The sequence below is a fragment of the Streptomyces sp. JN8 genome, assembly GCF_055808075.1.
In genome coordinates this window covers 4,086,836-4,105,660 of the sequence record NZ_CM147852.1, presented here as the reverse complement: position 1 = coordinate 4,105,660, position 18,825 = coordinate 4,086,836, and the positions used below count along the sequence as shown (strand labels likewise).

The 18,825-nt window shown below is 71.4% G+C and carries 19 protein-coding genes, 1 tRNA gene and 1 pseudogene; 4 read left to right on the top strand and 17 right to left on the bottom strand.

Annotated elements, in window-relative coordinates; genetic code table 11:
* Positions 1-87: 87 nt before the first annotated feature.
* Positions 88-1,617 (bottom strand): annotated as a pseudogene (locus ACY0MR_RS18015) (MDR family MFS transporter); the annotation flags it as partial.
* A 96-nt stretch (positions 1,618-1,713) separates the two neighbouring features.
* Entirely contained in the window at positions 1,714-2,214 is a 501-nt protein-coding gene (locus tag ACY0MR_RS18010; protein WP_383431073.1) for a MarR family winged helix-turn-helix transcriptional regulator, read from the bottom strand.
* Positions 2,215-2,367: 153 nt separating this feature from the next.
* On the opposite strand from ACY0MR_RS18010, the gene ACY0MR_RS18005 reads away from it, so the two are divergent.
* Positions 2,368-2,601: a hypothetical protein gene (locus ACY0MR_RS18005; protein WP_388800982.1), complete on the top strand. Its 234-nt coding sequence runs from the start codon at positions 2,368-2,370 to the stop codon at positions 2,599-2,601.
* A gap of 189 nt (positions 2,602-2,790) precedes the next feature.
* Here ACY0MR_RS18005 and ACY0MR_RS18000 read toward each other — a convergent pair whose 3' ends face one another.
* The 5 genes from ACY0MR_RS18000 to ACY0MR_RS17980 all read right to left on the bottom strand — a co-directional run bounded on the left by ACY0MR_RS18000 (position 2,791) and on the right by ACY0MR_RS17980 (position 6,439).
* Positions 2,791-3,630, bottom strand: a complete 840-nt coding sequence (locus tag ACY0MR_RS18000; RefSeq protein ID WP_473561612.1) for a hypothetical protein — start codon at positions 3,628-3,630, stop codon at positions 2,791-2,793.
* A 50-nt stretch (positions 3,631-3,680) separates the two neighbouring features.
* On the bottom strand, positions 3,681-4,586 hold the full coding sequence (locus tag ACY0MR_RS17995) for an RNA polymerase sigma factor SigF (protein WP_361854366.1): 906 nt from the start codon (positions 4,584-4,586) through the stop codon (positions 3,681-3,683).
* Between the two features lie 235 nt (positions 4,587-4,821).
* The gene (locus ACY0MR_RS17990; protein WP_148003258.1) at positions 4,822-5,670 is read right to left on the bottom strand and encodes an RNA polymerase sigma factor SigF; all 849 of its coding nucleotides are present in this window, start codon (positions 5,668-5,670) and stop codon (positions 4,822-4,824) included.
* A gap of 300 nt (positions 5,671-5,970) precedes the next feature.
* Entirely contained in the window at positions 5,971-6,264 is a 294-nt protein-coding gene (locus tag ACY0MR_RS17985) for a Dabb family protein (RefSeq protein ID WP_361854369.1), read from the bottom strand.
* Positions 6,265-6,274: 10 nt separating this feature from the next.
* A complete protein-coding gene (locus ACY0MR_RS17980) occupies positions 6,275-6,439 on the bottom strand; it encodes a hypothetical protein (RefSeq protein WP_187283877.1) in 165 nt (54 codons plus the stop codon).
* An 874-nt stretch (positions 6,440-7,313) separates the two neighbouring features.
* Between ACY0MR_RS17980 and ACY0MR_RS17975 the strand changes: the two genes are divergently transcribed.
* Positions 7,314-7,649: a hypothetical protein gene (locus ACY0MR_RS17975; protein ID WP_403315421.1), complete on the top strand. Its 336-nt coding sequence runs from the start codon at positions 7,314-7,316 to the stop codon at positions 7,647-7,649.
* Positions 7,650-7,847: 198 nt separating this feature from the next.
* Here ACY0MR_RS17975 and ACY0MR_RS17970 read toward each other — a convergent pair.
* The 4 genes from ACY0MR_RS17970 to ACY0MR_RS17955 form a co-directional block, all read right to left on the bottom strand.
* Positions 7,848-7,935, bottom strand: a tRNA-Ser gene (locus ACY0MR_RS17970).
* Between the two features lie 55 nt (positions 7,936-7,990).
* Positions 7,991-8,419, bottom strand: a complete 429-nt coding sequence (gene tadA / locus ACY0MR_RS17965; protein ID WP_361854401.1) for a tRNA adenosine(34) deaminase TadA — start codon at positions 8,417-8,419, stop codon at positions 7,991-7,993.
* A gap of 62 nt (positions 8,420-8,481) precedes the next feature.
* Entirely contained in the window at positions 8,482-9,015 is a 534-nt protein-coding gene (locus tag ACY0MR_RS17960) for a tRNA adenosine deaminase-associated protein (protein ID WP_388800994.1), read from the bottom strand.
* A 573-nt stretch (positions 9,016-9,588) separates the two neighbouring features.
* A complete protein-coding gene (locus tag ACY0MR_RS17955) occupies positions 9,589-9,792 on the bottom strand; it encodes a hypothetical protein (RefSeq protein WP_361854404.1) in 204 nt (67 codons plus the stop codon).
* A 91-nt stretch (positions 9,793-9,883) separates the two neighbouring features.
* On the opposite strand from ACY0MR_RS17955, the gene upp reads away from it, so the two are divergent.
* Positions 9,884-10,519, top strand: coding sequence for a uracil phosphoribosyltransferase (upp, locus tag ACY0MR_RS17950; RefSeq protein ID WP_015034991.1), 636 nt, complete (start codon positions 9,884-9,886; stop codon positions 10,517-10,519).
* A 27-nt stretch (positions 10,520-10,546) separates the two neighbouring features.
* Here the strand turns inward: upp and ACY0MR_RS17945 are convergent, their stop codons facing one another.
* Both ACY0MR_RS17945 and ACY0MR_RS17940 read right to left on the bottom strand, forming a co-directional pair.
* Entirely contained in the window at positions 10,547-11,173 is a 627-nt protein-coding gene (locus tag ACY0MR_RS17945; RefSeq protein WP_388800998.1) for a LytR C-terminal domain-containing protein, read from the bottom strand.
* Positions 11,174-11,289: 116 nt separating this feature from the next.
* Positions 11,290-11,586, bottom strand: a complete 297-nt coding sequence (locus ACY0MR_RS17940; protein WP_015034993.1) for a type II toxin-antitoxin system VapB family antitoxin — start codon at positions 11,584-11,586, stop codon at positions 11,290-11,292.
* Positions 11,587-11,682: 96 nt separating this feature from the next.
* Here ACY0MR_RS17940 and ACY0MR_RS17935 point away from each other — a divergent pair, with 96 nt between their 5' ends.
* The gene (locus ACY0MR_RS17935; RefSeq protein ID WP_388801002.1) at positions 11,683-13,266 is read left to right on the top strand and encodes a helicase HerA-like domain-containing protein; all 1,584 of its coding nucleotides are present in this window, start codon (positions 11,683-11,685) and stop codon (positions 13,264-13,266) included.
* A 15-nt stretch (positions 13,267-13,281) separates the two neighbouring features.
* Here ACY0MR_RS17935 and ACY0MR_RS17930 read toward each other — a convergent pair whose 3' ends face one another.
* The 4 genes from ACY0MR_RS17930 to ACY0MR_RS17915 all read right to left on the bottom strand — a co-directional run bounded on the left by ACY0MR_RS17930 (position 13,282) and on the right by ACY0MR_RS17915 (position 18,650).
* Complete coding sequence (locus ACY0MR_RS17930) at positions 13,282-14,835, bottom strand: M28 family metallopeptidase (RefSeq protein WP_404084142.1); 1,554 nt, start codon at positions 14,833-14,835, stop codon at positions 13,282-13,284.
* A gap of 115 nt (positions 14,836-14,950) precedes the next feature.
* Positions 14,951-15,601 carry an HhH-GPD-type base excision DNA repair protein gene (locus ACY0MR_RS17925; protein WP_388801006.1) on the bottom strand — a complete coding sequence of 217 codons (651 nt, stop codon included), beginning with the start codon at positions 15,599-15,601 and terminating at the stop codon, positions 14,951-14,953.
* 95 nt (positions 15,602-15,696) lie between these two features.
* The gene (locus ACY0MR_RS17920) at positions 15,697-16,257 is read right to left on the bottom strand and encodes an RBBP9/YdeN family alpha/beta hydrolase (protein ID WP_404084146.1); all 561 of its coding nucleotides are present in this window, start codon (positions 16,255-16,257) and stop codon (positions 15,697-15,699) included.
* A 122-nt stretch (positions 16,258-16,379) separates the two neighbouring features.
* A complete protein-coding gene (locus ACY0MR_RS17915) occupies positions 16,380-18,650 on the bottom strand; it encodes an ATP-binding cassette domain-containing protein (protein ID WP_404084148.1) in 2,271 nt (756 codons plus the stop codon).
* Positions 18,651-18,825: the final 175 nt, after the last annotated feature.

The window sequence follows — 18,825 nt, the reverse complement described above, 5'->3', positions numbered from 1 at the left end:
GCGGCGGGCCGTCCCCTGCCCGCCGCTCCGTACTCGACCCGGCCGCGCCTCCGCTCGAAGCGCGGCCGGGAGTCTTCTCTAGGCCTCCGCGGCCACCGGCTTCTCGTCCGCCTTCACCGAGTTGCTCTTCAGGGCGACCTCCTTGATGAAGAGCGTCACCACGAAGGCCAGCAGCGCGAAGGGCGCCGAGTAGAGGAAGACGTCCGCGACACCGTGTCCGTACGCGTCCTCCATGACCGTCCGGATCGGGGCCGGCAGCTTGTCCATGTCGGGGATGCCGCCGCCGGAGCCGCCCTGGCCCATGGCGCCCGCGGCCTTCGGACCGAGCTCGGCCAGGCCCTCCTTGACGTAGCTGGTGACCCGGTGGGCCATGACCGCGCCGAGCGCCGAGACGCCGACCGCACCGCCGAGGGAGCGGAAGAAGGTGACGACCGAGGAGGCGGCGCCGAGGTCGGCGGGGGCCACCTGGTTCTGGGTGCAGAGCACCAGGTTCTGCATCATCATGCCGAGGCCGAGGCCGAGGACCGCCATGAACAGCGCGATGTGCCAGTACGCCGTGTCGTAGCGGATCGTGCCCAGCAGGCCCAGACCGCCCGCGGCGAGCGCGCCGCCGCTGACCAGCCAGGCCTTCCAGCGGCCGGTCTTGGTGATGACCAGGCCCGACACGGTCGAGGAGATGAACAGGCCGCCGATCATCGGGATGGTGAGGACGCCGGACATCGTCGGCGACTCGTTCCGCGCCAGCTGGAAGTACTGGCTGAAGAAGACCGTGCCGGCGAACATCGCGACACCCACGAAGAGCGAGGCGAGCGAGGCGAGGGTGATCGTCCGGTTGCGGAAGAGGCGGAGCGGGATGATCGGCTCGCTCGCCTTCGACTCGACGAGCAGGAAGATCCCGCCGAGGGCGACCGCGCCGAGCACCATCACGGCCGTCTGCCAGGACATCCAGTCGTACTTGTCGCCCGCGAAGGTGACCCAGATGAGGAGCAGGGAGACGGCGGCGCTGATGAAGAAGGCACCGGCCCAGTCGACCTTGACCTGGCGCTTCACGACGGGGAGCTTGAGGGTCTTCTGCAGGACGATCAGCGCGATGATCGCGAAGGGCACGCCCACGTAGAAGCACCAGCGCCAGCCGAGCCAGTCGGTGTCCGTGATGACGCCGCCGAGCAGCGGGCCGCCGACGGTGGCGACGGCGAAGGTCGCGCCGAGGTAGCCGCTGTACCGGCCGCGCTCGCGCGGGGCGATCATGGCGGCCAGGATGATCTGGGAGAGGGCGGTCAGACCGCCCACACCGATGCCCTGCACGACACGGCAGGCGATGAGCATGCCGGTGCTCTGCGAGAGACCGGCGACGACCGAGCCCGCCACGTAGATGACCAGGGCTATCTGGACCAGCAGCTTCTTCGAGAAGAGGTCCGCGAGCTTGCCCCAGAGGGGCGTGGTCGCGGTCATCGAGAGGAGCGCGGCGGTGACCACCCAGGTGTAGGCGGACTGGCCGCCGCCCAGGTCGGTGATGATCTGGGGGAGGGCGTTGGAGACGATCGTCGAGGACAGGATGGCGACGAACATGCCGAGCAGCAGCCCGGACAGCGCCTCCATGATCTGCTTGTGCGTCATCGGGGCGCCACCGGAGGCGGTGTTCCCCTCCTTGGCGCTCCCGCCGCGCACACCGGTCTCTGGCGTGGTGGTCGTAGCCATCAAGTTCCTTCGTTCTCAAGCGTGGTGGGCCCGGCAGTCCCCGAAGGAATCGCGGAGGCGGGCGAGCAGGGTGGTGAGCAGTTCGACGTCGTCGTCGGACCACTCCGCGAGGGTGCGGGCGAGCATGTCGGTCAGCCGTCGGTCGAGGACGGCGAGCATGTCTTCGCCCGCCCGGGTCAGGTGCAGGATGCGGGAGCGCCGGTCGGCGGGGTCGGGCAGGCGCTCGACCCAGCCGCGGTCCACGGTGTGGGCCACGTGCCGGCTGCTGACCGACATGTCGACGGCCATCAGCTCGGACACCCGGCCCATCCGCATGTCGCCGTGGTGGTTCAGCAGGGCGAGGACGATGGCGGATCCGCTGGGGCACTCGGCGGGCAGGACCCGGCCGAGTCCGCGCTTGACCGCTCCGATGGCGCTCACCTGGCGGGCGAGGTTCTCGTATCGATTGCCCCGGTCCACCGAGCCGACCACCGAGTCCATCGGCACTCCCCTGATGTTGTTGCTTAGGGCAACCATAGAGATGGATGGTTGCTCCAGGCAAACTAAATCGGTCAAACGGCGCTAAAGAATCGGCAAAGGTGGAGCGGAGGTGCGGGTCGCGCAGGGTTCCGCCGTGGTGGGGGCATGGGGCTTGGGCCCCTCACCCCTCCTTCGCTAGGGTCCTGACCCATGGCACACAACCCCCAAGCACCGTACGGCCAGGGCCAGCCCCCGCAGGGCCCCGAGGGTTACGACCCCGCCGGCAGCACGCAGATGTTCCGCGCCTTCGTCGACGAGGGTGCCCCGCAGCAGCACCAGCCGCAGGCCGCGGCCGCGCAGAGCGGCCCGAAGGTCGGACTGATCGTGGGCGTGGTCGCGGTGATCGTCGTCCTGGCGGCCGTCGCGTGGCTGGCCCTGGGCTGACCGACCTCTTCCCGCACCGAGACCCCGGGTGGGCCGGATCCGCACGAGCGGACCGGCCCACTTCTTCGTCGCCCCCGGCCCGGCCCCTCTCCCGCGGGGTCTCCCGTGGGTCGCCCACGGGGTCTCCCGCGGGCCCTCGGCCGCATCGGCGACCCGCTCGGAGCGCCCGTCCGAGGTGAGGCTCCCCCGTCACTGCCAGGTGGCGGAGACCTTCCGGGTGTCGATCCGCATCCCCAGCGGCACCCGCCAGGAGTCCACACACACGGTGTACGTCTCCGTCCGCGCGGCTCCCGGGGCGATCGGCGCGGGCAGCGGCCGGGTGGAGGTGAGGGTCGCCCAGTCGACGCCGAGCGCCCCGATGACGTGCGTGGCGAAGGTGACCGTGCCGGAACGGGCCGGGGTGCCGCCGCTGTTCCGGAAGGTGACCGTGACCTTCTCGCACCAGCGCCGGTCGCCGTCGGCGAGGACGGGCGCGGAGACGGTGACCACGGCGGGCTCCGGGGCCGGCGGGGGCGAGGAGGTCGCGGGGGGCGGCGGCGCGGTGGTGCCGGGTGCCGGCGTCGAGGGCGGCGCGGAGGGCGAACCGGGCGGGGCGCCGGTCGCCGGCGGTCGGCCGTCCGTGCCCGGGGTCGTGCCCGAGCCGCCAGGCCGGTGCGTCGGGGCCGTGCCGGACCCTGTTCCCGTTCCCGAGCCCGTTCCCGGACGCGTGGGCGGACCGGAGCCCGTTCCCGTCCCCGTACCGGAGGATCCGGAGGAGCCCGGGAGCGCCGGGTTCCCGGCCGCCGGGGGCGGCTGGAGCGGGTCCCCGGGAGTCGGTGAGGGGGAGGAGGTGCTGGAGGTGTCCCCGGTCGTCGTGGGGCCGTCCAGCGGCACCAGGGCGACCGCGCCCGAGGGAGTGCCCGCGGCTCCCGGGGAGGACCCGGCGCCGACCGCCGCGTACCCCTCGCCGTCTCCTCCGCCACCGCACGCGGTCAGCGCTCCGCCGAGGCAGAGCGCCACCGCCACGAGTCCCGGCTTCCTTCGCCTCATGACCGCCAGTGTGACTGACGATCCGTCAGAAAGGAGGCCCTTGGCGGAACTCAGTCCGCGATGAGGCCCTCCCGCAGCTGGGCGAGGGTGCGGGTGAGCAGCCGCGAGACGTGCATCTGGGAGATGCCGACCTCCTCGCCGATCTGCGACTGGGTCATGTTGGCGAAGAAGCGGAGCATGATGATCTGCCGCTCACGGGGCGGGAGTTTGGCGAGCAGCGGCTTGAGCGACTCGCGGTACTCGACGCCTTCGAGCGCCGAGTCCTCGTACCCGAGGCGGTCGGCGAGGGAGCCCTCGCCGCCGTCGTCCTCGGGGGACGGGGAGTCGAGCGAGGAGGCGGTGTACGCGTTGCCCACGGCGAGGCCGTCGACCACGTCCTCCTCCGACACCCCCAGCACGGCGGCCAGTTCGGGCACGGTGGGGGAGCGGTCGAGCTTCTGGGCGAGCTCGTCGCTGGCCTTGGTGAGGGCCAGGCGCAGCTCCTGGAGCCGGCGCGGGACGCGGACCGACCAGGACGTGTCACGGAAGAAGCGCTTGATCTCGCCGACGACCGTCGGCATCGCGAACGTCGGGAACTCCACCCCGCGCTCGCAGTCGAAGCGGTCGATCGCCTTGATCAGGCCGATCGTCCCGACCTGGACGATGTCCTCCATCGGCTCGTTGCGCGAGCGGAAGCGGGCCGCCGCGTAGCGCACGAGCGGGAGGTTGAGCTCGATCAGGGTGTCGCGGACGTAGGTCCGCTCCGGGCTGTCCGCGGCGGCTCCCTCGGCGTCGAGGGCGCGCAGCCTCAGGAAGAGGGAGCGCGAGAGGGTGCGGGTGTCGAGGGCTCCCGACGTGACGGCCATCGGCGGAGGAGGGACCTCCGCGCTGTCGGTCGCGGTCGGCGCCGTCGTCTGCGTGGGCACGGGAACGGGCGTGAGCGTGAGCACCTTCGAGCTGCCCAGTTCTGTGGACATGCCACCCCCTTGAGGTCGCGGACGGTCGCGGTGGCCGCGACCATCTGAGGAACGCAGCCACCACCTGAATACCGGCGGCGGGGCTGCGGCAAACTCGGTTCCAGCAGAATGTCACATGTCGGCAACACGCTGTAGTGACTTGTCGACAAGCCGAGGGTGCATATCCGCAGGAAACAAGGGGTGTACGGCAATTGGGGTGCCGCAGAACTGCTCCGAACCGGTCTACCCGATTCAGCTACGCCTCGATTCTGTTTGCGGATCTCAAACGCGCGAAGCTGCGGGCGAGGAGCCTTGACACATGCATCTGGGAGACGCCGAGTTCCTGACTGATCTGGGACTGCGTCAGATTGCTGTAGTAGCGCAGCATCAGGATCCGCTGCTCCCGCTCGGGCAGTTGGACGAGCAGGTGCCGGACGAGGTCGCGGTGCTCGACGCCGGCCAGGGCTGGGTCCTCGTAGCCGAGCCGGTCGAGCAGTCCGGGCAGGCCGTCGCCCTCCTGCGCGGCCTCCAGGGAGGTCGCGTGGTACGAGCGTCCGGCCTCGATGCAGGCGAGCACCTCGTCCTCGCCGATCCGCAGCCGCTCGGCGATCTCGGCGGTCGTGGGGGAGCGGCCGTGGGCGGTCGTGAGGTCCTCGGTCGCGCCGTTCACCTGGACCCAGAGCTCGTGCAGCCGCCGGGGCACGTGCACGGTGCGGACGTTGTCGCGGAAGTACCGCTTGATCTCGCCGACGACGGTCGGCATCGCGAACGTGGGGAACTGGACGCCGCGGTCGGGGTCGAAGCGGTCGATGGCGTTGATCAGGCCGATGGTGCCGACCTGGACCACGTCCTCCATCGGCTCGTTGCGGGAGCGGAAGCGGGCCGCCGCGTAGCGGACGAGCGGCAGGTTGGCCTCGATGAGGGCCCCGCGCACCCGGTGGTGCTCCGGGGTGCCCGGTTCCAGGTTCTTGAGCTGCCCGAAGAGCACCTGGGTGAGCGCGCGGGTGTCGGCGCCGCGGGTGCTCTGGGGGCGGGCGCGAGGGGGTTCGGTCCCGCTTCCAGCCTCGGGCTGGGGCGGGACCTGAGGCGCTGTACTGGCCGGCACGTTCACGCCACCCCTTTGGCTGGTCCTACTGGTCCACTGGGTCAACTACGGTCAACTCATCCGTCAAAAGCGGTCATAGCATCACAAGACATGTCCACTGTGTGCAAGCACCGCATAACGACGTGTTGAGGGCATAGTGACGGAAAAAGGGGAGGTCACGCGTGGAATCGCGCAGCGAAAAGCCCCCCACCTCGATGGCGGGGGGCCTGGCGTCGCGCCCGGACCGGGTCCGTCGCCCCGACCGGGCCGGATCCCGGACTGGCCGGGCCGGATCCCGGACGGGCCGGGGGAGACGCTCTCCTAGAACGCGTAGTCCGCGATCACCCAGGTGGCGAACTCGCGCCACTGGGCGACACCCGCCTGGTGCGCGGGGTGCTCCAGGTAGCGCGTCAGCGCGTCGGTGTCCTCGACGGCCGAGTTGATGGCGAAGTCGTACGCGATCGGCCGGTCCGTGATGTTCCAGTCGCACTCCCAGAAGCGCAGCTCCGGGATCTGGCCGCCGAGGGCGCGGAACGCCTCGACGCCGGCGACGACACGGGGCTCGTCGCGGTCGACGCCCTCGTTGAGCTTGAAGAGGACCAGATGGCGGATCACGGAGGGGCTCCTAGTTGATGAGTTCGGTCATGAACTCGCCGACACCCTGGGCGGCGCTGGAAATGCCCTCGAACCCTACCTGTACGAGATCGGCGGCCCTGGCCGGGGACGTGATGATCGTGTACAGCACAAAGACCGCGACCGCGTAGAGCGCGATCTTCTTCGCCTGCGCCATGGCCAGTCCTCCCCTGATCCCCCGCCGAACGACCGCGCCACTCTAACCGAGGCTTTATGGACCAAGGGCCCGGTGATCGAGGCCTTTCGCCGCCCGCCGGAAGGGTGACGGGCACGCAGGATGGAGGGGAGCCCGGAAGATCTGGCAGGAATCGGAAGGGCTCCTGGAACCGGCCCGCACTGCGGGGTCCGCGCCGCGAGCTTCCCCCCTGAACGCGGCGCAGGACTTGTAGGACCGGTTCTCATCGGGGGGAGCGGCTTGTCCCCCCGATGCCGCTCCCCCCGTCCTAGGGGGTGTCCTCTCGACCAGGCCGGGCTCGCGGATCGGATTCCGCGAACGGGAGGGAGCCGGGTACGACGCCGGGGATTCCCCGCGCCTCGGGAACGGCCGGGAAGAACTCGGAACTGTTCCGGTCTTCCGCCGGACCGTTCCGGAGGAAGACCGGGACCCCATTCCGTCCGGTCCGGCCCGCGTCATTCCGGGAATCCGGCAATCCACGTCGAGGACGCGCCCCGGATCGCTCCACGCTGCTCCGAGAAGCCCGTGTGGGATTCCGCACGCGGTCGCGCGCCCGACGAGAGCACCCGCCCCGTCCGTACGGGATCCGGAGGGCCCCGGACCGGTTCGGGCCGCGGCGGAGACCGGCGTACGCAGGTCAAGGGCCGGGCGTCGGAAGCGGCGGGCCGACGTGGCGCACCCCGCCGCGAGGTCGTCCCGGCGTCCGTAGGGGCCGACCCGCCCGGTCCGTCGTTTTTCGGCCTGGACTCCATGAATCGGCCATCGCCTTGCGGTCCGGACCCGCATATGGCCTACGGTGGAGGCAAGTTGACGTCTTCTTTACCGAGCACAGGTGTGCCGCAGGGGGATCACCGGTATGAAGCGGATCTTCGGTCTCGCGGCGATCGTCGCGGGCGGAGTGCTCGCCCTTTTCTTCCCGGATCTCGAATTCGGCTGGTTCAGGGGGCGCCCCCTGGGGATCGCGCTGGTCGTCATCGGCGGAATCGAGATCCTGGAGAGCACGCGCCGCCGCAGGCCGAAGGGGGTCGTCGAGGAGCTGCGCGACGACCTCGGCCCCGGTGCGCGCCTCCGCGACCGCAACGAGGTGCGGGGCGGGGACCGCGAGCGCGAGCGGGACCGGGAGACGGTGCGGGAGTTCGACCGTGAGGTGGAGCGCGAGGCGCGGAAGTACCGCGACTACCCGGACAGCTGAGCCGGGCGAGGGGCGAGGGCCTGGGCCGGGTACGGACCCTGTCCTGCTCGACGCCCTCGGGGGGTCCACGACCGCCGTCCCCGTCTGACGGAGGGCCAGGGTGCCGCCCGGCGCCCGCACACGGCCCGCACGGCCGGGCCGCAGGCCGCAAAAGAAGAACCCCGCCGGTCCGTTTCCACGGACCGGCGGGGTTCCTGCTGGCGGTAGCGGAGGGATTTGAACCCTCGGTGAGTTTCCCCACACTCGCTTTCGAGGCGAGCTCCTTCGGCCGCTCGGACACGCTACCGAGAGAGAGCTTAGCCGAAACTCGCGCTGCGATGAAATCCGTATCCCGTGGCAGGTCAGCGGGCCCGGAAGAAGGCCGTCAGCCGGGCCGCGCACTCCTCGCCGAGGACGCCCTGGACCACCTCGGGCCGGTGGTTGAGCCGGCGGTCCCGCACGAGGTCCCAGAGGGAGCCCGTGGCGCCCGCCTTCTCGTCCGGGGCACCGAACACCACCCGCTCGACCCGCGACTGGACGAGTGCCCCCGCGCACATCACGCACGGCTCCAGGGTCACGACCAGCGTGCAGCCCGTCAGCCGCCACTCCCCGGTCGCCGCGGCCGCGCGCCGCAGCGCGAGCACCTCGGCGTGCGCGGTGGGGTCGCCGGTCTTCTCCCGCTCGTTGTGCCCGCGGGCGAGCACCGAGCCGTCCGGGCCGAGCACGACCGCGCCGACCGGTACGTCACCGGCCGGCACGGCCGCGTCGGCCTCGGCGAGGGCGAGCCGCATGGCGTCCCGCCAGGGGTCCCGTACGGGGTCGGGCAGGGGTGGGGCAGGTACCGCGCGTGCCACTAGCGGACGGCCTCCAGGACCTCGGCGGCCCCCAGGGCGTCCGCGATCTCCGCGAGGGCGTCGCTGTCGAGCGCCAGCAGGTCCGCCGGGGACATGCCGAGGTCCGCGAGGATCAGCCGGTCGCCGACCGGAGCGGCCGGGACGGCCTCGGCGGCGACGCTCGTCTCCTCGTCGTCGTCCGCGTCGCCGTCGAGCGGCTCCCCGTCCTCGGTACCGTCCAGGTCCAGCGACTCGAGCTCGTCGACGAGGTCGTCCAGGTCGTCACCGAGGATCTCCCGGGTGAGGATCTCCCCGTACGAGGAACGGGCGGCGGCGGCGCCGTCGGAGACGTAGATGCGAGGGTCTTCCTCACCCTCGATCCGGACGATCCCGAACCACGCGTCCTCCTGCTCGATGAAGACGATCACCGTGTCGTCGTCCGAGGCCTCGCGGGCGAGCTCGGTCAGATCCGACAGGGTCTCCACGTCGTCGAGCTCCGTGTCGCTCGCTTCCCACCCGTCTTCGGTGCGCGCGAGCAGTGCGGCGAAGTACACCTGACTCTCTCCCACTGATCAGAGGTGTGACGATCCGGCGGCGCGCTCCTGAGCCCCGCCCAATCGGCATCGTGACAGATACGGCGCCCGCAGGAGAGGTCTTCGGCTCTTGCGTCGTGCATCAGTCTGAACGACCCCGCGATCGGGCGGGCGCGCGACCCCGGCGCACGCAGGGGGCGCACACGGGACGGGGCGGGTGTCCACCGGGGAGGGAGGGGCGGGAGGGACTCCGGGGCGCGGACGAGGCGCACGGGCCACGGGCCGGCGCCCCGGGGGCGCGGGCGGCCCCCCGTGGACCCGGAAGCCGCGGCAAGCCCTTCGCGGGAGGATCCGACAGCCGTGGCAAGGCCCTGCGGGGCCCCGAGAACCCGATAGCCGCGGCAAGGACCCCGCGGGCGGCCCCCCGAGGGACCGGAAGCCGCGGCAAGCCCCCCCCCGAGAACCCGGAAGCACCACGGCGTGGTCCTCACGGGACGGCCGAGGGGGCCGGAGTCCACGGCGAGGCCCGGGAAGGGGTTCCGGCGCGGGCTCAGGGCTCGGCGGGTCTCCCCGGCAGGTCGTTCCGCGCGGCCTTCACCACCGGAAGGTCCGCATGCGCATCTGCTGTCGCATGCGGGCCGCCCGCGCGCGTCTCGGCTGCACGCGTTCGCGCAGCGCCTTCGCCTCTCCGAGTTCACGGAGGAACTGCGCGCGGCGCCGTCGGCGCTCCGCGTCCGTCTCCGGCCCCCGGGCCGCCCCCTCGGCGGCACCCTCGGCCGGTTCTTCCAGGTCGGGCATCGGTCACTCCACCCCATCGCTGGGTTCCCGTCCCCCACCTTCCCCCAGTGGCGCGGGTCGATGCCAGTGCGCGGCGGGCTACTGTTGAGTCATGCGTCTCCACGTCGTCGATCACCCGCTGGTCGCCCACAAGCTCACCACGCTGCGCGACAAGCGCACGGATTCCGCGACCTTCCGTCGGCTCGCCGACGAGCTGGTCACCCTGCTCGCCTACGAGGCCACCAGGGACGTCCGGACCGAGCAGGTCGACATCGAGACCCCCGTCACGCCCACGACCGGCGTGAAGCTGTCGTACCCGCGTCCGCTGGTGGTCCCGATCCTGCGCGCCGGACTCGGCATGCTCGACGGCATGGTCCGGCTGCTCCCGACCGCCGAGGTCGGCTTCCTAGGCATGATCCGCAACGAGGAGACGCTGGAGGCGTCGACCTACGCGACGCGGATGCCGGAGGACCTCTCCGGCCGCCAGGTGTACGTCCTCGACCCGATGCTGGCGACCGGCGGCACGCTCGTCGCGGCCATCCAGGAGCTGATCAAGCGCGGCGCCGACGACGTGACCGCGGTCGTGCTCCTCGCCGCCCCGGAGGGCGTCGAGGTCATGGAGCGCGAGCTGGCGGGCACCCCCGTCACCGTCGTGACGGCCTCGGTCGACGAGCGTCTCAACGAGAACGGCTACATCGTCCCGGGCCTCGGTGACGCGGGCGACCGCATGTACGGCTCCGCCGAATAGTGGCAGCCGCCTCCGCGGAACGGCGTCTCAGCACTTTCCTGTCGGTACGGGCGCGGGCTTGGTCAGGGCGACCAGGGCCGCGTCCGCCGTCGTCTTCGGGGACAGGTTCTTGAAGGCGGTCCCGATGATCAGGTCCACGTCGGCCGTGCCGCGGGTGTCCGTCTTCGTCACGGCGCCCGCCAGCTGGGTGCCGAGGACGGGGAAGGCGCCCTTGGCGGCGGTCGTCGCGCCGAGGAGGAGACCGGAGCCGGGGACCTTCTTGTCGTAGGCGGCCGGCGCGTTCCCCACCTTGCCGATCTTGAAGCCGCGCTTCTTGAGTTCGTCCGCGGTCGTCTTGGCGAGCCCGCTGCGCGGGGTCGCGTTGTAGACGTTGACCGTGATCTGGGCGGGTTTGGGGAGGGTGGCGGCGGGGGCCGTCGTCGCGCGGGGGGCGGGTTTGCAGTCGGTCTGGCGGCCCGCCGTCGCCCTGCCCTCGTCGCCGGAGAAGACGTCGACGAGCTGGAGCGTGCCCCAGCCGGCCGCGCCGAGCACGACCACGGCGGCAGCGGCCGCGAGGACGATCCTGCGACGGCGCCGCGGGCGGCGCATGCGGGGGTAGGTGTCCCCTGTGATGCGGTACTTTCCGCCCATTCCGGGGGGAGTGAGCATGCTCATGAACGCAGCGTAATGCCGCCCGTCGGCGATGCCTACTTGATGATCATGTGATCGCGTCCGGATGGGGGCGAACTGACCCCGAAAGGGTCAGTGCGTACGGGCCGGTCGGCGCCGTCTCAGTCCATTTCCAGGACACGGGCGTGCAGTACCTGGCGCTGCTGCAGCGCCGCGCGGACGGCGCGGTGCAGTCCGTCCTCGAGGTAGAGATCGCCCTGCCACTTCACGACGTGCGCGAAGAGGTCGCCGTAGAACGTGGAGTCCTCGGCGAGCAGCGTCTCCAGGTCCAGCTGGCCCTTGGTGGTGACGAGCTGGTCGAGGCGGACCGGGCGCGGCGCGACGTCCGCCCACTGCCGGGTGCTTTCCCGGCCGTGGTCGGGATACGGCTTTCCGTTTCCGATGCGCTTGAAGATCACACGGAAAGCCTACCGGGCGAGCGGCTCCCGGCGCAGCCATGCACGGCCGGTGGGATGCTGGTGCGAATCGTGACGAACCGGAATTGGGGTGCCGTGATGAGCGTGAGCGAGCAGCCGGCGGCCGTACCGGACGGCCCCGCCGCCGAGATCGCCGCCGGATACGCCTTCGAGGGCCCGGCACTCGATCTGGGGGCCCTGCTGTGGGACGGGGAGTGTCACCCGGACGCGCCGGTCCGCATCCCGCTGGCCGTGCTCAACCGGCACGGACTGGTCGCCGGCGCGACCGGCACCGGCAAGACGAAGACGCTCCAGCTGATCGCCGAGCAGCTCTCCGCGAACGGCGTGCCGGTCTTCCTCGCCGACATCAAGGGCGACGTCTCGGGCGTCTCGGCGCCCGGCCAGGACGGCGACAGGGTCCGGGAGCGGGCCGCCCAGGTCGGCCAGGAGTGGCGTGCGACGGGCTTCCCCTGCGAGTTCTACGGGCTCGGCGGGACCGGTCCCGGCATCCCGGTGCGGGCCACGGTGACCGGCTTCGGCCCCGTCCTCCTGTCGAAGGTGCTCCAGCTCAACCAGACGCAGGAGCAGTCGCTGGGCCTGATCTTCCACTACGCCGACTCCAAGGGCCTGGAGCTGGTGGACCTCAAGGACCTCCGGGCGGTGGTGGCGTTCCTGGTCTCGGACACCGGGAAGGCCGAGCTCAAGGGGATCGGCGGGCTGTCCACGGTGACCGCCGGGGTCATCCTGCGGTCGATCACGGCCTTCGAGCAGCAGGGCGCGGGCGACTTCTTCGGCGAGCCGGAGTTCGACACGAGCGAGTTCCTGCGGACGGCGACGGACGGGCGGGGCGTCGTCTCGGTCCTGGAGCTGCCGGCGGTGCAGGACAAGCCGCAGCTGTTCTCGACCTTCCTGATGTGGATGCTGGCGGACCTGTTCGGGGACCTGCCCGAGGTCGGCGACCTGGAGAAGCCGAAGCTGGTCTTCTTCTTCGACGAGGCGCACCTGCTGTTCAGCGGGGCGTCGAAGGCGTTCCTGGAGTCGATCACGCAGACCGTGCGGCTGATCCGCTCGAAGGGGGTCGGCGTGTTCTTCGTGACGCAGACGCCGAAGGACGTGCCCTCGGACGTGCTCGCCCAGCTCGGCAACCGGGTGCAGCACGCGCTGCGCGCGTTCACCCCGGACGACGCGAAGGCCCTGAAGGCGACCGTGCGGACCTTCCCGCACTCGCCGTACGACCTGGAGGAGGTCCTCACGGGCCTCGGTACGGGCGAGGCGGTGGTCACCGTACTCAGCGAGAGAGGCGCGCCGACGCCGGTGGCGGCGACCCGGCTGCGGGCGCCGGAGTCGCTGATGGGCCCGATCGACGCGGCCGCCCTGGACGCGGCCGTGAAGGGCTCGCCGCTCTACGGCCGGTACGCGCAGGCGGTGGACCGCGAGTCGGCGTACGAGCGGCTGACGGCCGAACAGCAGGCGGCGGAGGCGGCGGCGCTGGAGGCGGCGGCCGCCGAGGAGGCCGGGAAGGACCGGCCGCACGGCGGAGCGAGGGCTCCGAAGCCGGAGCCCTCGCTCGCCGAACAGGTGGTGGGCAGTGGGATCTTCACGTCCCTGGCCCGGTCGATCGGCACCCAGCTGGGCCGGGAGATCAGCCGGTCGATCTTCGGTACCGCCCGCCGCAGGAGGTGACGGGACCGGCCGGGACTACTCGGTGACCTCGTGGTGGTCGTCGTGCAGGCCGCCGCCGCTGCCCTCGCCGCCGGTGGTCGGGGTGGAGACGACCGGCTTGCGCAGGGAGGAGATGTCGTGGGCGTAGGTGCCCACGGCGTTGGCGATGACCTTGATGTTGGCGTCGAAGGCCTTCATGTTGACGTTCTTCAGGTCGTCGCCCTTGGCGTGGTAGTTCACGTCGTACGCGACGCCCGCCGTGCCGCCGAACTTGGCGGCCTGCGCGGCGGTCTTGATGCCCTCGGCGCCGGTGAAGGTGCCGCCGGAGGGGATGCCGACCTTGATGAACGGGCCGTAGTCGGAGCGGCCGGAGAAGTCGGTGCCCTCGTGCGGGAGGCCGCGCGCGTCCATGAACGCGGTGATGTCGCGCTCCAGCTGGGCGGAGCCCTCGGGGCCGGCGCCCTCGCCGACGTTGTCCGAGTTGTCGCCGTCGTAGACGAACAGGCCGTAGTTCGGCGAGGCGATCATGTCGAAGTTCAGGTAGAGCTTGATCTCGCTCCGGTCGAGCGCGGTCAGGTTCTTGACGTAGTGGTCGGAGCCGAGGAGGCCGTTCTCCTCCGCGGACCACCAGGCGAAGCGGACCTTGTTGCGGACCTTCTCCTTCGTCTTGGCGAGCTCCAGGGCGGTCTGGAGGAGGCCCGCGGAGCCGGAGCCGTTGTCGTTGATGCCGGGGCCGGCGGTGACCGAGTCGAGGTGCGAGCCGAGCATCACGGTGTTGGCGGCGTTGCCGCCCTTGGTCTCCGCGATGACGTTGTTGGTGACGCGCTTCTCCTGGAGCTGGCGGATCTCGAAGGAGAGCTTGACGGGGCCCTTGGCGAGGTCGGCGGCGAGCTTCTCGCCCTCGGCCAGGCTGACGCCGCCGGTCGGGATCTTGCCCGCGGCCGGCTCGCCGAGGGTGCCGGACAGGATGCCCTCGACGTTGTTGTAGATGATCGCGCCGGCGGCGCCGGCCGCCGCGGCCTGCTCCTGCTTGATCGCGAAGGAGCAGCCGCCGCGCTTGATGAGCGCGACCTTGCCGGTGAAGGTGCCGGAGGCGTAGTCGCCCGGCTCGCAGCCGGTGGTGCCGTCGGCGTCGACGGGCACGGCGACCAGGTCGGCCTTGATGCCGCCGACCGGGGTGGACTTGGTGTACGTCATGGCCCGGATGTCCAGGGCGCGCGGCGCGGGGCCCTCGACGGAGACCTTCTCGGCGAGCGTCTGGGTGTAGATGAAGTCGAACTGCTCGTACGAGACGTTGTAGCCGGCCTTCTTGAGCTGCGTGTAGACGTAGGCGGCGGAGGCGTCGTGGCCGAGCGTGCCGGCCGCGCGGTGGCCGCCGGCCGAGTCGGCTATCGCCTGGAACTTCTGCAGGTGCTTGTAGGCGTCCTGGCCGGTGGATGCGGTGACCAGCTTCTTCGCCAGCTTCGCTGCGTCGCGGGCGGGCGCGGCTCCGGGGTCCTTCACCGCGGTGGCGGGGGAGGCGAGGACCAGCGGTGTGGCGAGGGCGGCGGCGGCCAGAACGGCCGCGGCCCGGCGCTGGGTGGCGTTCACAGAAGTCCTTCCCGTTACGGACGAGGTTGAGGGGAAGTTAGCGAGCCGCAGGGCATCCTGTGAACACCTTCTCCACAATTCCTGTCACACAGAGCAGGATTGAAATCTGGAATTTTCAATTCCCGCCGGTTTTCTGGTCCTTGGCCGCTTTCGCCGCTTTCGCCGCCGCCTTCATCTCCTGCTTGTGCGCCCGCACCTTCACCAGCGACTCCGGACCCGTGATGTCGGCGGCCGAGCGGTACGAGCCCTGCTCGCCGTACGCGCCCGCCGCCTCCCGCCAGCCGGTGGGCCGCACCCCGTACTGCTTGCCCAGCAGCGCCAGGAAGATCTGCGCCTTCTGCTTGCCGAAGCCGGGCAGCGCCTGGAGCCGCGCGAGCAGCTCCTTCCCGGTCGCCGCGTCCGCCCAGACCGCCGAGGCGTCGCCCCCGTACTCCTCCACCAGGAACGCGCACAGCTGCTGCACGCGCTGGGCCATCGACCCCGGGTAGCGGTGCACGGCGGGCTTCTCGGAGAGCAGCGCGGCGAACTCCTCCGGGTCCCGGGCGGCGATCTCGTGCGCGTCGAGATCGTCCGCCCCGAGCCGCAGGGCGATGGTGTACGGCCCCGAGAAGGCCCACTCCATCGGCACCTGCTGGTCGAGCAGCATGCCCACGAGCGCGGCCAGCGGCGACCGGCCGAGCAGCGCGTCGGCCTCCGGCTGCTGGGCGAGGTGGATCTCGGGGTGCTCGGGCTGCGGGGCGGCGGGGCTCTCGGACGCGGGGCTCATGTTCCGATCATCCCGCCGGGCCGGGGTGATCGCGCGGTGGACTCACCCGTCCCCGGGCCCCGCGCCTCCGGGGTGCCGTACTTCCGGCCCCGGCCCTAGTGCCCCTTGATCCGCACCGACGGGTCCGCGCACCACTCCAGGAGCGAGGGCCACTCCCCGTAACCGGCGTCGGGGTTCAGGTGCGCCCCGCCCGGTACGCGGTCCGTGTCGAGGTCGAGCGGGGTGCCGTAGGAGACGTCGGCGCCCTCGGGGCAGTACGGGTCCCCGTCGCCGTACACGAGACGCGCGTCGAGCCCCCGCTCCGTGAGGTCGAGCCCCTCGGCGAAGGCGGCGATCCCGGGGATCGAGGCGGCCACCGAGGGTGACGGCGGGGCCACGAGCAGCACCCGGTCGGCCGCGGGCCGGCGGGCCCCGGCCCCCAGCCAGAGCAGCACGGACAGGCTGTGCGCGAGGACCACGAACTCACCCCCGTCCGGTCGCCTCCCGTGCTCGTCCAGGGCGGCGAGCCACTCCGTGAGGACGGGCGCGTCGGGCGAGGGCAGCGCCGGGTAGCGGACCTCGTGGCCCCGCTCCCGCAGCCGCCCGGCGAGCCAGTGCTGCCAGTGCCCGGGTGGGCGGTGGTTCTGGTAGCCGTGCAGGATCAGAAAGGTGGTCATGGCCGTGATCCTCCGGCCGGGGCGCGCGGAGGTCCACCGAAGTCCACGGGCCGGTCGCGGCCCCGGCGGCGCCGGGAGACCGACCCGCCGCCGCCGGGAATCCGCCGGGCATCCGCCCCGGCTCAGCCCCCCACGTACTCCCGCAAGTGACGTGCCGTCAAAGTGTCGCCCTTATCGACCAGTTGAGCCGGAGTGCCCTCGAAGACGATCCGGCCGCCGTCGTGCCCCGCGCCCGGCCCCAGGTCGATCAGCCAGTCCGCGTGCGCCATCACCGCCTGGTGGTGCTCGATCACCACGACCGTGTTGCCGGCCTCGACGAGCCGGTCGAGGAGCGCGAGCAGCTTGTCGACGTCGGCCAGGTGCAGCCCGGTGGTGGGCTCGTCCAGGACGTAGACCGCGGCCTTCTCCGCCATGTGGATGGCGAGCTTGATCCGCTGCCGTTCGCCGCCGGAGAGCGTGTTGAGCGGCTGCCCCAGCCGCAGGTACCCGAGGCCGACGTCCTGGAGGCGCCCGAGGATCGTGCGGGCCTGGCTCTTGGCGGTGAAGAAGTCGTACGCCTCCTCGACGGACAGCGACAGGACCTCGTGGATGTTCTTCCCGTCCAGCAGGTAGGTGAGGACCTCGGGGGTGAACCGCTTCCCCTCGCACTCCTCGCAGACCGACGCGACGCCCGCCGCGATGGCGAGGTCGGTGTAGACGAGCCCGAGGCCGTTGCAGCGCGGGCAGGCGCCCTCGGAGTTGGCGCTGAAGAGGGCCGGCTTGACGCCGTTGGCCTTCGCGAAGGCCGTACGGATCGGGCCGAGCAGCCCCGTGTACGTCGCCGGGTTCGACCGGCGCGAGCCCCGGATGGGGGACTGGTCGGCGACGACGACGCCCGCGCGGCCCGGCAGGTTGCCGTGGATGAGGGAGGACTTCCCGGAACCGGCCACGCCCGTGACGACGGTCAGCACCCCGGCCGGGATCTCGACGCTCACGTCCTTGAGGTTGTGCTGCGTGGCGCCGGTGATGCTCAGCGCGCCGCTGGGGACCCGTACCTCGGTGCGGAGCTTCGCCCGGTGCGCGAGGTGGTTCCCGGTGAGGGTGCCGGAGGTGCGCAGGCCGGGGACGTTTCCGCTGTAGCAGATCTCGCCGCCGGCCGAACCGGCCCGCGGGCCGAGGTCGACGACGTGGTCGGCGATCTCGATGACCTCGGGCTTGTGCTCGACGACGAGGACGGTGTTGCCCTTGTCGCGGAGCCGCAGCAGCAGGTCGTTCATGCGCCGCACGTCGTGCGGGTGCAGTCCGGTGGTCGGCTCGTCGAAGACGTACGTGACGTCGGTGAGCGGGGAGCCGAGGTGCCGGACCATCTTCACGCGCTGGGCCTCGCCGCCGGAGAGCGTGCCGGAGGGCCGGTCGAGCGAGAGGTAGCCGAGGCCGATCTCGACGAGTGAGTCGAGGAGTTCGCGCAGGCCGGCGAGGAGCGGGGCGACGGAGGGGTCCTCGACGCGGCGGACGAAGGAGGCGAGGTCGCTGATCTGCATGGCCGAGCACTCGGCGATGTTGACCCCGTCGATGCGGGAGGACAGGGCGGCCCGGGTGAGCCGTGCGCCCTCGCACTCGGGGCAGGTCCGGAAGCCGACGGCCCGGTCGACGAACGCGCGGATGTGGGCCTGCATCGCCTCCCGGTCCTTGCTGAGGACGGTCCGCTGGAGCTTCACCACGAGGCCCTCGTAGGTGAAGTTGTTGGAGCCCACCTTCACCTTGCAGGACGGCCTGTGGAGGAAGTCCTCCCACTCCTGCTCGGTGAAGTCCGCGAGCTTCTTGTCGGGGTCGTAGAAGCCGGAGTGGGCCATGATCTGCCACAGCCAGGAGTCGACGGCGTAGCCCGGCACGGTGATGGCGCCCTCGTTGAGGGACTTGGTGCGGTCGACGAGCTCGTCGACGTCGATGTCGGAGATCTGGCCGGTGCCCTCGCAGCGGGGGCACATGCCCTCGGGCAGGTTGAAGCTGAAGGCGCCCGAGGTGCCGACGTGCGGGGTGCCGAGCCGGCTGAAGACGATCCGCAGCATCGTGTACGCGTCGGTGGCCGTGCCCACGGTGGAGCGCGAGTTGGCGCCCATCCGCTCCTGGTCGACGACGATCGCGGCGCTGAGGTTGTGCAGTCCGTCGACGTCGGGGCGGGCGAGCGACGGCATGAAGGACTGGAGGAAGGCGCTGTAGGTCTCGTTGATCAGGCGCTGCGACTCGGCGGCGATGGTGCCGAAGACGAGGGAGGACTTGCCGGAGCCGGAGACTCCGGTGAAGACGGTGAGGCGGCGCTTGGGGAGGTCGACGTCGACGTTCCTGAGGTTGTTCTCCCTGGCCCCGCGGACCTGGATGACGTGGTGGCTGTCCGCTGCGACGGGGTGGTTCATCGTGCGCCCTCCGATGGTCGTCCTGTGTGCTGGGGAAGCGTACTCTATACAACGTACAAAGTAGGCGGGTGGCTATTCTGACCTGCGAGAACGTGAAGAGCGCGACGAGTGCCACCAGTGCTGCGAGCGTGACGGGCGAGAAGGGCCCGAAGAGCGCGGCGGGCGCGGCGGGCGC